The sequence below is a fragment of the Streptomyces sp. NPDC058880 genome (genome assembly GCF_042742535.1).
In the GTDB taxonomy this organism is placed as follows: Bacteria; Actinomycetota; Actinomycetes; order Streptomycetales; family Streptomycetaceae; genus Streptomyces.
Genome location: NZ_JBHYMC010000106.1, coordinates 1 through 11,621, shown reverse-complemented (window position 1 = coordinate 11,621; position 11,621 = coordinate 1). Strand labels below are relative to the sequence as shown.

The 11,621-nt window shown below is 67.5% G+C and carries 12 protein-coding genes and 1 pseudogene; 6 read left to right on the top strand and 7 right to left on the bottom strand.

From position 1 onward, the window contains the following. Positions 1-133: 133 nt before the first annotated feature. The 5 genes from ACFW2G_RS32165 to ACFW2G_RS32145 form a co-directional block, all read right to left on the bottom strand. Positions 134-721 carry a hypothetical protein gene (locus ACFW2G_RS32165; protein WP_384585464.1) on the bottom strand — a complete coding sequence of 196 codons (588 nt, stop codon included), beginning with the start codon at positions 719-721 and terminating at the stop codon, positions 134-136. Beyond that, a complete protein-coding gene (locus tag ACFW2G_RS32160) occupies positions 718-1,320 on the bottom strand; it encodes an RNA polymerase sigma factor (RefSeq protein WP_384585461.1) in 603 nt (200 codons plus the stop codon). Before ACFW2G_RS32160 ends, ACFW2G_RS32165 begins: the two co-directional genes overlap by 4 nt. Then, entirely contained in the window at positions 1,317-1,598 is a 282-nt protein-coding gene (locus ACFW2G_RS32155) for a hypothetical protein (protein ID WP_384585458.1), read from the bottom strand. Before ACFW2G_RS32155 ends, ACFW2G_RS32160 begins: the two co-directional genes overlap by 4 nt. 309 nt (positions 1,599-1,907) lie before the next feature. Continuing rightward, positions 1,908-3,869 (bottom strand): relaxase/mobilization nuclease domain-containing protein, encoded by a 1,962-nt coding sequence (locus ACFW2G_RS32150; RefSeq protein ID WP_384585456.1) that lies wholly within the window; start codon positions 3,867-3,869, stop codon positions 1,908-1,910. Continuing rightward, complete coding sequence (locus ACFW2G_RS32145; RefSeq protein ID WP_384585453.1) at positions 3,866-4,210, bottom strand: hypothetical protein; 345 nt, start codon at positions 4,208-4,210, stop codon at positions 3,866-3,868. Before ACFW2G_RS32145 ends, ACFW2G_RS32150 begins: the two co-directional genes overlap by 4 nt. Between ACFW2G_RS32145 and ACFW2G_RS32140 the strand changes: the two genes are divergently transcribed. Continuing rightward, complete coding sequence (locus ACFW2G_RS32140; protein WP_384585467.1) at positions 4,093-4,698, top strand: histidine phosphatase family protein; 606 nt, start codon at positions 4,093-4,095, stop codon at positions 4,696-4,698. The two genes, ACFW2G_RS32145 and ACFW2G_RS32140, sit on opposite strands and share 118 nt — an antisense overlap. A 145-nt stretch (positions 4,699-4,843) precedes the next feature. Here ACFW2G_RS32140 and ACFW2G_RS32135 read toward each other — a convergent pair whose 3' ends face one another. Beyond that, on the bottom strand, positions 4,844-5,314 hold the full coding sequence (locus ACFW2G_RS32135) for a hypothetical protein (RefSeq protein ID WP_384585450.1): 471 nt from the start codon (positions 5,312-5,314) through the stop codon (positions 4,844-4,846). 274 nt (positions 5,315-5,588) lie between these two features. Between ACFW2G_RS32135 and ACFW2G_RS32130 the strand changes: the two genes are divergently transcribed. Next, positions 5,589-6,341: a hypothetical protein gene (locus tag ACFW2G_RS32130; RefSeq protein ID WP_384585447.1), complete on the top strand. Its 753-nt coding sequence runs from the start codon at positions 5,589-5,591 to the stop codon at positions 6,339-6,341. A gap of 39 nt (positions 6,342-6,380) precedes the next feature. Here the strand turns inward: ACFW2G_RS32130 and ACFW2G_RS32125 are convergent. Then, a pseudogene (locus ACFW2G_RS32125) lies at positions 6,381-6,611 on the bottom strand (S1 RNA-binding domain-containing protein); the annotation flags it as partial. Between the two features lie 352 nt (positions 6,612-6,963). Here ACFW2G_RS32125 and ACFW2G_RS32120 point away from each other — a divergent pair. The 4 genes from ACFW2G_RS32120 (at position 6,964) to ACFW2G_RS32105 (ending at position 11,304) form a co-directional block, all read left to right on the top strand. After that, on the top strand, positions 6,964-7,359 hold the full coding sequence (locus tag ACFW2G_RS32120; RefSeq protein ID WP_384585444.1) for a S8 family serine peptidase: 396 nt from the start codon (positions 6,964-6,966) through the stop codon (positions 7,357-7,359). A 780-nt stretch (positions 7,360-8,139) separates the two neighbouring features. Next, entirely contained in the window at positions 8,140-9,162 is a 1,023-nt protein-coding gene (locus ACFW2G_RS32115) for a bifunctional DNA primase/polymerase (protein ID WP_384585441.1), read from the top strand. Further along, positions 9,159-10,718, top strand: a complete 1,560-nt coding sequence (locus ACFW2G_RS32110; RefSeq protein WP_384585438.1) for a phage/plasmid primase, P4 family — start codon at positions 9,159-9,161, stop codon at positions 10,716-10,718. The genes ACFW2G_RS32115 and ACFW2G_RS32110 overlap by 4 nt, the downstream gene beginning before the upstream one ends. A gap of 199 nt (positions 10,719-10,917) precedes the next feature. Continuing rightward, a complete protein-coding gene (locus tag ACFW2G_RS32105; RefSeq protein ID WP_384585435.1) occupies positions 10,918-11,304 on the top strand; it encodes a DUF6009 family protein in 387 nt (128 codons plus the stop codon). Positions 11,305-11,621: the final 317 nt, after the last annotated feature.

Here is an 11,621-nt window from a genome sequence, read left to right as displayed (position 1 = left end):
CCAGGTCCGACGGATACCCACCCCCAACACCACTCACGACGAGCTCAACGAACGCCCCAGTAACGGGACACGGCAGATCTCAAACGCGGTCTCAGAGCTGAGTAGTTCTCGGCAGAACAAATCCCAGCTTCCTTTATGTCAGCAGCGAAGCCTCCCATTCGGAAAACAACGAGCCGGTAGCAGTGGCACTGACCACTGCAGAGCCGTTTGCAATACGGATAGCCACTGCACCATCCGCCAAATTCCGAACGCTTACCGAACTTCCGAGTTCACGTTGAAGTCCAAGTGCCTCAACCTCAATACGCCTAATCTCACTGTAGGCGCGCTCTTTGTTTAGGATTGCCAGATAGTCGACGGCATCCGGATCGCCCATTTCCGCTGCCAGCGACCATACTTCATACGCCTCATAATCGAGACCCAACACTTCTAGGATCTCGGCAACACGACGCACATCCCTGGGCTTCCTATCTTTCTTTCCGACCAAGAGGTCAAGTTCTTCTCTTGCCGAATCAAGCTTCCCAGCATCTGTCTGGCTTTTGGGCATGCCGGGGCGGCCGGCCGCCATAAGGCGGCCGGCCTGCTCGCTCACGTCTTCTACTGCAGGCGTCCGTGGGGATGCCGACTCCGTCAGGTACTGATCCAGCACGAAGCGGATCAGCTCGGCCGCAACTTGGTCGAGGCGGTGCAGTTCATCGACGAGACGCAGTTCCCCGTAGTTCACACGACCACCTCCTTCAGGATGTTCGCCGCTTCCTTCTTCAGGTTTTCTTTCGCTGCGTAGAGGTAGCGAGTCACCGAGCCAACCGTCACTGCCAGTTCCTCGGCCACCTCCTCCTTAGTTTTCTGTTCCCAGAACATGAGATTCACAACCTCGCGCTGCTTTTCCGGCAGCTTGTTGAGGAGAATCTTGACCTGAACCGCGATTTCACTGTACGCGGCGTCAAGAAGAAGAAGAAGAAGAAGCTCCTCAGGGTTTCCCTCATCAGACTCATCCATCTGATACGGATTCTCCAGACCCTGGGGAACAACCTTGCTCCCATAAGTCTTGTAAGCATCCTTTGCCACATTACCGATCGACTTATGAATGCACTTCTTCAGCGCAATTGGATCCGAAGGGATATCCTTGCCCTTGGCAATTCGCTTGAGGATGTTTTCGTATGTCTGCTGAAGTACGTCCGCACCCAGATCGAGATTTCCGTTGGCATGGCGTCTAGCGGACCTGAGGAAATCCAAGTGGTATTTCTCGACGGTGGCCTCAAGGACGGTGTGCGGCAGGGGTCCCGGGCCAGGGGCCCCTGCAACCGGGTTCGGGACAGTCATCGCACCTGGCCGTACGGGACGACAAGGAGACGATCGGGGGCCGGAGCCACCTTGACCTCCCACGACTGCCCGTCGTAGACGACCGCGGAACTGCCGGGCGGCAGAGCAGCGGCGAGCGTGGTCAGCGTGGTACGGCGTTCCTGCTCCAGACGGATCTGAAGCCAGCCGACCACGAGCAAGGACGCCACAGGGGAGGACGCCCTTGCCACAGCGGAGACGGACGCCAGCACAACCAGCGTCATGAGGTACCCGCTGCCCAGGAGGGATTGCCAAGCCATCAGGACTCGGCTCCTTTCGGCAACTTAGGAAAGGGCGAGGAGCCCTCTCGGTGAGTACACGAAGGAGGCGCCGAAACCCGGATGCCGACAGGACCTACAGCACGAGTGATCTACACCACAGGCCCGTCCGTATTGCCGTACTCCTATGGCCAGTTGACGATCACGGCCGTACAGGGCCGACCACAGAAGCAGGTGGGCGGCGTCCCCTGGCGCGAACGGCGGTCCGACTACGCAGACCTGCTCGCGTCGGGGGATGCCGACCGGAGCGGGGGTCTGGGGGGCGAAGCCCCCCGGCACCCACGCGCCGGCTCATAGTCCTGGGCCTCCCCTGCCACGGCTCGGCGGGGAAGGCGGCGGGCGGTAGGCGGCCTGTTCGTAGCCGGGCGTCCCGTACGCCGCATCGAGGCGGCGGGCGGCGCCAGCCTTCCTGGTCTTCGGGATGGTGGCCTGCGCGGCTGCCGAGCGGGCGCGGCCTTCGGCCCGGCGCTGGCCGTCGGCCATGGTCTTGCGCAGCTGCTGCTCCTGGCGGAGCGCATCGAGGCGGGCCTGTGTCTGGGTGATGGCGGTGATGTGCCGGGCGACGTCGCTCTGGCCGGTGTCCCGCTGGGCCTGGCCGTGGGCCTGGTCTCGGGCGTGGGCGTCGCCGACGAACCTGGTCCAGCCCTCTCGAAGCAGGCTGAGCTCGCCGGCGGGGTCGGGCACGCCGGTCTCCTTCCGTGCGAGCTCGGCCGCCTTCGACGCAGCGGTGCGGGCCTGCTGGGCAACCTCGACGTTCTCCTGGATCGCGTCGCCCGCCTGCTGGGCCCGGGTCTGCTCCTGGCTGCGGCTGGTGTCCATCTTCCAGAGCGCCCACCGGCTCATGTCCTTTCGGCCGTTGGCCTCCCGCCACACGGCGCGGGCCTCGGTGGCAGCCTGCTCGGCGGCCTTCGCCGTACGCAGCGCGTCCTGCAACGCGGTGATGTGCGGCTCCGCCTTCTCCAGGCAGGCCAGGCGCCGGTGAAGCTCCTGGACGTGGGGGCCGGTGATCTGCCCGGTGGCGATGGCGTCGCCGGTGCGGACCTCCTTCTCCGCGGCGACCTTGGCCCGGCCCAGGGCGGCGAGCTCCCGCTCGCACCGTTTCACGGCGGCGGCCAAGCGCTCGTTGCTGAACTTGCCGTAAGGCCGGCGCATCTTGTCCGTCCAGGCCGGGACCGCCACAGGCGCCACCGGGATCTCGTCGGCGGGCGGCTGCTGCCCTGCGGCGATGGCCCGCCACTGGGCGAGGAGGGCGGCGGCCGGGTCGGTGGAGCGGGCCGCTGGCTGCTGCTCGGGCACGGGGACGGGGCCGCGCTCGGCCTGGCCCCGCCGCAGGATCTCGGCTCCGCGCTCGGCGGCCGCGGCGAGCTCGGCGTTCCTTGGGCCGTCCTGCAGGGTGGTCGATGTCGCGCGGGCGGCGGCGATGGCTGCGCGGGGGTCGGGGATCCGCGGCGTGGCGGGCCCGTCGCCGAGGACGGGGCCGAGAGCGGCCCAACGCAAGTCCTTGCCGACCTTGGAGGCCGGCACCCACACCTGGGCGCCGGTGCCGTCGGTCCATCCGGCCAGTGTGAAGCTGTAGCCGTTCATCCGGCCCGTGGACGCGAGGTTCGCGCGGAAGTCGACTCCGGCGTCGGCGAGGCCTGACTCGAAGGCCGCGCGGCCGAGTCCGCGGCTTGCGTCCCGTACCTCGCGGACGATCCGGCGGAGCTCCTCCCGCTCCGGCGGGGGGCCGCCGAGTCCGCGGCCGCGCCGGCGGGCGGCCTCTAGCTCGTTGTTGCGGACCTGCGGGCCCTCGGGCCGGAAGCGCTCGCGTGCGGGGACCAGGCCGTGCTCCTCCTCCAAGCGGTCGGCGGCCTGGCGGGCGCGCGCGTAGTCCCACCGGTCGGTGAGCAGCCGCCCTCCCCAATCCACGCGGGACACGGTCAGGTGGATGTGGTCGTCGCCGTGGCGGACCGCGACCCACGGGGCGCTGTCGAAGCCCATGCTCACGATGAAGTCCTCGGCGATCCGGGCCCACTGGCCGTCGGGCAGGATCCCGTCCTCGTCCGGCAGGGACAGAGACGTCCGCCAGATCGGCGCGGTGATCTCGGGGCGGAGCCGGGCCGTGTGGTCGATCGCGCGGGCCACCTGCATCGGGGTGCCTGTGACGTTCCCGGCGACGATCCGCGGGTTCACGTGCTCATCGCGGCGGCCGGGGCCGAAGTCGTACAGGATCGCGCCGACCGCGCGCCGGCCCTTGGTGATGTTGGCGATCACTCGGGGTCCGAGGGGTCCATGGGCTCGATGCCCCGCAGCGCGAGGGCGGCGTTGCCGACCTCGAACAGGACGCCCTCGATGGCTGGGTGGAGCGCGCCGTCCTGGTGGGAGTACCGCACGAGCTGGTTGAGGTTCGCGCCGATCCGGCACAGCTCGTCGTACGCGGCCTGCGACACCGGGTGCAGCTGCGGCGGCCTCCGCTCTGTGCCCGGGGGCTGGCCGTCTGCGACGTCGGCGAGGCGGTCCTCGACCACGGCGCGGACCCACGCACCGAGCTCGCGGCGGCCGGACTCGGCGCGGGCCTCGTCCCACCGTGCCCGCTCCTCGTCGTTCAGCCGCACCGACACCGTGTGCCGGCGCTTCGACCCTGGCGTACCCCGTGCCACTGATCAGCGCACAACTTGACACCGTTCCACTGCACCAGTCGGAACTGGCCGGCGACTACATCCCCTACCTCCCTGCGAAGGAGGAGCTTCCGCCGGATGCGGCCGACGCCATGCTCAACTTCCTCGCGCAGGTTCCCGAGGAGGAACGCGACCGCGGGCCCGCACTGGCCCGGGAGGCACTTGCAGAGTTCACAGGCCCGGTCGACAGCGATCGCCCCCGCCATGAACTGGTCGTCACCCACAACTTCCTCATCGGATGGCTGATCCGAGCCGCCCTCGACGCACCCGAGTGGCGCTGGATGGGCCTCAACCACGGCAACGCGGCCCTGACGGCCATCCGATACGCACCCGGCAGGCCGTCCTCCGTGCTCTTCTACAACGACATGCGACACCTGCCCGCAGAACTGCGCTGGACCGGCTTCCCGCCTGAACTCCACATCTGACCAAGAAGGCCGTTTGCCCGGACTTGAGTGAGACGACCTCGCGAAACCCGTCTCACTCAAGTCCGGGCACCGCAGGTCAGGGGACCGCCTCACCCGGACTTATCTGAGACCGGACACCGATCTTGCCCAGGTGACGGCGGTGCGATCAGCGTCCGTACAGGGAGATCACGGTCTTGCCGAAGGACGCGGGCTGCAAGCGGGGACCGCAGGCGGCACGGTGGGCGTCCCAGCGGATCACCGCGATGGGCGGGAGAACCATCGGTATGGCGTAGTTGCCGTCGGGGGAAAGCGACAGTCCCAAGGAGACGTGGTCGTGGGGCGGCTCGTCGAGAATCCACGGCGATCCGTGGGTCTCGCGTTTGCGTGGTCTCAGCGAAGCGACGTACAACCAGGTGCCACCGGCGTCGCTGACACCGAGCCTCAAGATGAGGTGGGCTCCCAGGTCCGAACTATCGTGCCGCTCTATGTCGTCCGGGGGGTCGCCGACGACAACGGAGAAGAACAGCGACTCCGTCTCCGTCAGGTCGATGGGCTCCGAGTAGCCGGTCCCGGTGAGCGTGACGCCGTCCTGGTCGTCGCGATTGTTCGCCCAGATCAGTCGCACGGATTGAGCCATGGTCCCCCCAGACAAGGGCCGGAGCCGTCCGATCGCGCCGCCCCGGGCTAAGCCCATCGTGCCCCGGGCCCGACAACGCAGGGAAGCCCGCCGCGAGCCGCTGACACCGCGAGGCGCCGCACGACCTGGGCTGCTCACGAGTGGCCCTGACCAGGCCTGACAGAAGCCGATGAAGATCGCTTCCCGTTTGATTGAAGATCATTTCCCAGCTGTGTGACACCTCCGTTCCCTATTGGGTTGGAGTTCGTACAGGTGAGCACGGCAGAGTGGCGTGGTGAGCGAACTGTGGGCACGCACCCTGACCTGGGCAGAAGTTGATCCGTTGCGGCATCCGTTCGAGCTGGACGAGGATGCGGCGAAGGCATTGGCCGGTCTTGTCGCACCCTTGCTGCCCAGCCCTGAGGCCGTCGAAGAGCACTGGTGGCGCTCGCTGGACCCCGTCACCGAGTTCCTGGTGAACCGGTACGGCCGCTGGGCCTGCGGTTGGAACTGGTCGGTGGGTGAGGGCGACATCGATGGCGGGGTCGTCGACGTGTGGTGCTGTTCTCGCCATTCCGTGACGACGGCGGACACGACCGCTCCGACGGCCGTCGCGGCCCTGCTCGAGTGGCGTGACTGGAATGAGGATCTGGCGGAGCGCTTCTCCGCCTTGGCTCCACCGTCGCACTCAGCGGTGTCCCCATCGTCTGTGGATCCCTGGCACTGGGAGCGTGCGTGCACGCGGCTGGTGACCGTAGTGGCCGACAGGACGCGGGCCGAGAGCGGCTGGTACGGACGCTGCAAGCAGGTCCTCGGATGGTTCCTCGCCTACAACGGCATCGACGAGGAACGAGCCCGGGAGATCGTGGAAGGCGCAGTCGGCGGCCGATTCGGCAGCTGGATCACACCAGACGTCGTAGTGGTCCGGTTCGCCGTCGAGGTTCACGAACACGCCGAAGTTGTGGACGCTCTGCACCCGACCCTCATGGGTCGCACCGCGCCGAAGGCCAAGAAGGAACGCTCGCAGGGCCGGGTCCTCACACGCTGAAGTGGACGCCCAGACGCACTGCTGCTGCCAGTCGATGGCTATCACTTCGAAGGTGAGCCGCTGCCCGACGGTCACGGCTTCGGATGGATGCCCGATGACCCTGCGGGTCAGATCGCCGCGCGGGATACGTCCCAGCGCTTTCCCCGGACCGGAGAACCCGTCCAGTTCGACGAGCGCCGCCCGGTGCTCGACGCTGATGACGCAGCCGGTGCGGGCTTCGCCGACCCGCAGCGTCAGGCATCGCAGCTCCCGGCGCGCACCAGCTCGCACGCGGACGCGCGCTCAATGTCCGTTGAGAATGCTCAACCTCTCCCGCGAGAGGGCATCGCTGCCCTGTCTCAGCGGTCCTGTCGCACCGGACCCGACGATCGGCCAGGGGCCGGAGGCCTCTTCCGGACCGGGACGCCAACCTGTGGCGTAGCAGGTGGGCAGGGTCCGAGTCGTCGCTCCATCGCCGGCATGCCCCGTGATCCTTGAGTGTCTGCCTGACATCTCTCGCCGTCGCAGGACCTTACCGTTACCAAGGGACTTGTACCTTCCGCCCGAGGCCGCGTGGCCGACCGCCCGGGACCGCGGTGAGGACTGGTGTTGCAGCCGGTTGGCGGGGTTCCCGGCGGGCCGGGTGGGACGTTCAGGTCTGAATTCGGGCGGTAGTGACGAATACGCCAAGAACGCCTGCGGCGTCTCCCCGGCCTCCGCCGACCAGGTGGTCACGGTCGCGGCGAGCAACAAGTACGACGAGGAGACCGACTTCACCAACTGGGGCACCTGCGTCGACCTCTACGCACCCGGCGAGGACATCCTCTCCGCCAAGCTCGGCGGCGGCTCCGTCTCCCTGAACGGCACCTCGATGGCCTCGCCGCACGTCGCGGGCGTCGCCGTCCTCTACAAGCAGGCCCACCCCAAGGCCGATCCGGCCGAAATCGCCGACTTCCTGGAATCGGAGTCCACTAAGGACGTTCTGTCCAAGCTCAGCAAGAGCAGCCCCAACGCGCTCCTCTTCACGGCCAGCCTGTAACCCCCAGCCCCTCCACCGGCACCCCGCCCACCCCGCCGTCCCGCTCCACACCGGTGACATCGGGGTGCGCCCGCAGACCCTACCGGGGCATGAGAAGGGTCCGAGGAGTCTGAGCTGGTTGCTCCCTCAGTCCCTCAGTCCCTTCTTGTTTTCGCAGGTCAGAGTAGAACCTGGGCGCGGGGCAGGGGCCCAAGGGACTGAAGGTTCACGTTTCCAGCCTTTGTGCGCGTGTGTGTGTGCGCGGGCGTGTAGATACGTAGTTCTGTATTTGCGTCATAACTGGAAAGTTGAGTCCCTTCAGACCCTCCAGAGTTGGTGACGACTGCCCGACCAGCAGGTTTCGTAGTAAGCGAAGGGACCAGGGGCTGAAGAGGGTCTGACGACCTTTCCGTCGCTGCCCCCGGACCAGGAGCAACGACGGATGAGGAGGCTGAGCCCTCACCCAGCTTCAGCCCCTGACCCCACAATCCTGATAATGGGGCATTACTGCATAAATCACCACTCCGTCCCGGGGGTCACGCCCTACCGAGGGACTCAAGGGACTGAAGAATCGAAATACCCGCAGCAGGTTTCGCTGTTTCAGTGTGTCGCTGCGCTAGGCTCCGGCATTGTGAAAGTTTGGTCCCTTCAGTCCCTGCCAGAAGCAAGGACTGAAGCCTTGACCAGCCCGCACAACCGAACCCAGCACCGCCGAGGAAGCCACACGTGCCAGCCCACACAACGCCGCCAGCAGCGGTAGCCGTTGGCGCAGGGCACCACTGCCGCGGTGACGGCCTTGAAGTGGCGCTCTGGTTCACGTCCAAAGGAATGCCGGTCCACCCCCTCACTCCACGGACCAAGACCCCTGCGGGCAACTGCGCACGCTGCCGGCATGAACTCCACGCGCCCTCAGCCTGCCCCTGCAAGGCCGGCGGACTGTGGTGCCACGGCTTCCACGCCGCCACCACCGACCCGAACGTCATCAGGGACTGGTGGCGCCAAGAGCCGGACTTTGGAGTCGGCGTCTCCTGCGGTCCGGCAGGCCTTGTCGTCATCGATCTCGACACACACCAGGAACCGCTACCAGACCGCCAGCGCCTGCTGCCCGGCATCCCCGTCGACGACAGGGTGGACCTGACCGGACTGACCTCCGGCTACGACACCCTCGCCCTCCTCGCAGCCCTGCGCCGACGCCCCGACCCGGCCCAGGACAGCAGTACGCTGCGCGTCCGCACCCCTAGCGGAGGCCTGCACATCTGGTACCGAGCCCCCCTGGGCAGCCCAGCCATCCGCTCCTCGACCGGCAGCAGCACCCGCACCGCCCTCGCCTGGCAGGTTGATATCCGGGCCACCGGCGGCTACATCGTTGCCCCCGGCACCAAAACCCCCACCGGCATCTACGAAGCCCTGCCCGGCGCCCGCACACCCGCGCCCCTGCCGCTGTGGCTCAACGCCGAACTCGCTCGCACAGGCCACTACCCAGCTCTCCCCAAGCAGCCAACGTCCCCTCTGCCCGGCCGCTTCCGCAGCACACCGCCTGCCGGCGGCGACGCCCACCGCATCCTCGGGCCTCTCCTCGCCGAAGTCCGGGACTGCGCCCACGCACCCTCGGGCACCGCCTTCAGCGAGAAGCTCAACCGGGCAGCCTTCACCGCCGGAGGCCTCGAAGCCGCCGGCCACATCACACTCCCCGAATGCACCGACCTCCTCACAGACGCCGCGAACGCAGCCCGCCCGGACAGGCAGCGGCGCAACCAACTCGCCATCGACTCCGCGCTCCGCGCCGGTAGCCACCGCCCTATCCACCCCAAGGGACGTTCATGAGCAGCGCAGGAAGCACCGGCTTCGACGCGCACGCCGCCGCGGAGCAGCTCGCGGCCTTCGCCGCCGAGACCGCGGGAGCTCCGGCCGGAGCCCCCCAGCTGCCCACCCAGCAGGTCGCCACCCCCGCATACACGCCTCGCCCGGGCGACTTCGTCCAGTCCGGCCTCCTCGTCAACCTGACAGACCGCGGCAACGCCAAACTCTTCGCCCACCTCCACAACCACCGCTTCCGCCACGTCGAAGGCCTTGGCTGGTACGTGTGGGACGAGTACCGCTGGAAGCGCACCGGCGGTGAGAAGGCGGCGATCTGGGCCGCCGGCGACATGGCCGAGGAGATGCCGCTCCACGACCCCCGAGGCCACTTCACCGACCGCGAGCTGACCCAGCACCGCAAGCGCGCCATGTCGACCTCCGGGGTCAAGGCCATGCTGTCCCAGGCCAAGGCCTCCCCGGAGCTCGCCCTGGACCCCGACAGCCTCGACGGCGACAAGTTCGCGCTCTGCACCCCCGCCGGCGTCGTCGACCTGCGTACCGGAGAGCTTCGCAAGCCCGATCCGCTCCGGGACCTGCACTCACGCGCGACCTTCCTCGCGCCCGAGGCCATCCCGACCCCGCGCTTCGCCCGCTTCCTGACGGAGACGTTCGGCGCCGACGACAAAGGCAAGGAGATGATCAACTTCGTCCATCTCCTGCTCGGCTACTCCATCACCGGCGATGTCGGCGGCCAGGTCCTGCCCTTCCTCTACGGCATCGGCGCCAACGGCAAGTCCGCCCTCATGGACATCGTCATCAAGATCCTCGGCGACTACGCGGACGTGGCGCCCCCCGGCTTCCTGATGGAGCGCGGCAAGTTCAACGAGCACTCCACCGAGCTCACCGAACTCCACGGCCGCCGCCTTTTCGTCTGCAGCGAGCTCAAGCCCCACGACAAGTTCGACGAAGCCCGCGTCAAACTCCTCACCGGCGGCGACCGCCTGAAGGCCCGCCGCATGCGACAGGACTACTTCAGCTTCGAGCCCACCCACAAGCTGTGGCTGCTCGGAAACCACCGGCCCGAAGTCGGCACCGGAGGACACGCCTTCTGGCGCCGCATCCGCCTAATCCCCTTCGACAAGGTCGTCCCCGACCACCGCAAGATCGACAACCTTGCAGAAGAACTCGTCAACCACGAGGGCCCCGGCATCCTCCACTGGATGGTCCAGGGCGCCACGGCCTACCTGACGACCAAACCGTCCCTCACCGGACCCACCGTCGTACGCACCGCGACCCAGGCCTATGCCACCACCGAGGACCACATCGGCCGTTTCCTCACCGAGTGCTGCACCAACGGCGACGGTGCCGAGGAGCCCCGCGACTTCAAGGTCGAGCAGGGAGCCCTCTACCGCGCCTACAGCACCTGGTGCCAGGAAGGCGAAGGCCTACGCCCGGCCACCACCCGCGCCTTCGCGACCCGCATCCGCGCCGAGGTCGGCATCGCCTCACCCGGCGAGATGCTGCGCTCCAACGGCCAGAAGTTCTACCCCGGCCTCGCCCTGCTCGCAGACGAGCCGAGGTGACGAGACACAGCCGCGAACCGGGTACACGGAGAGTGAATGCACTCCGCCACCGCATCCAGCCACTTACCATGGACACGCAACAAATGCCGACCACCGGACACTGGCTTGCACCGCTCAATAGCCCACGACCGGCGACGCCCGGTAGCGTGGTCGCCCGGACCGCGCTGCACGTACGACAGACCGAGAGGGGACCGAGGTCATGAGCTCGCTACTTCAAGCAAGCGATCTCACCCACGAGGACAAGGTGGTGTGGCTCGAGGACCCCGCACAGCTCGACTACGTACGCCAAGCCCTCGACAAGACCCCACGCCGACGCGGCAGGCCCCGCTACTACCGCGACGGCCGCATGGTCGGCTTCGCCGAGCTACGCGACAGTGCAGAGGCCGACCCGGACAGCGGACTCCAAAAGCGCCGGGTCTTCTACCTGCTCCCGCACGACCGCGACGCAGAACCGGAAGGCCTCTACCGGGCCGGCGCGCCCGGTGAAGCTGTGGACCCGCGCACGGTCGAGCCCGGACACGTTGGGATGAAGACGGAACGTTCCCAACGCGGAGGCACGGGTGCCACCACGCGCACCGTCGCCTGACACGCGTACACACTTCAGATTTCCAGTCTCTTCAGTCCCTGAGTGGGCCATGCCGGCGCTCTGACCTGCGAGAACAATCAGGGACCGACGAGGTGCTCACAGTCCGACACCCGCTCCGAGACAAATCCGAAGGCTTCGCGCAAGCGTGAACCGTCCTGCGTCGGCGGTCGCGTCAGGTGCGGGTGACGCCGTAGCCCGTGTCGTTGGGGACTGTATAACGATCGGGTCTGTTCCGTAGTCGGTGGTGACGGAGGGTGTGGTCAGCCCAGGAGGATGCGGTGGCGGAGGAGAGGGAAACTCGCGCGGCCGTACATCTG

Excerpts from the sequence above, each read along its gene's own strand:
- ACFW2G_RS32160 (WP_384585461.1), bottom strand. The coding sequence starts at position 1,320 with ATGACTGTCCCGAACCCGGTTGCAGGGGCCCCTGGCCCGGGACCCCTG.
- ACFW2G_RS32155 (WP_384585458.1), bottom strand. The coding sequence starts at position 1,598 with ATGGCTTGGCAATCCCTCCTGGGCAGCGGGTACCTCATGACGCTGGTT.
- ACFW2G_RS32135 (WP_384585450.1), bottom strand. The coding sequence starts at position 5,314 with ATGGCTCAATCCGTGCGACTGATCTGGGCGAACAATCGCGACGACCAG.
- ACFW2G_RS32110 (WP_384585438.1), top strand. The coding sequence starts at position 9,159 with ATGAGCAGCGCAGGAAGCACCGGCTTCGACGCGCACGCCGCCGCGGAG.
- ACFW2G_RS32105 (WP_384585435.1), top strand. The coding sequence starts at position 10,918 with ATGAGCTCGCTACTTCAAGCAAGCGATCTCACCCACGAGGACAAGGTG.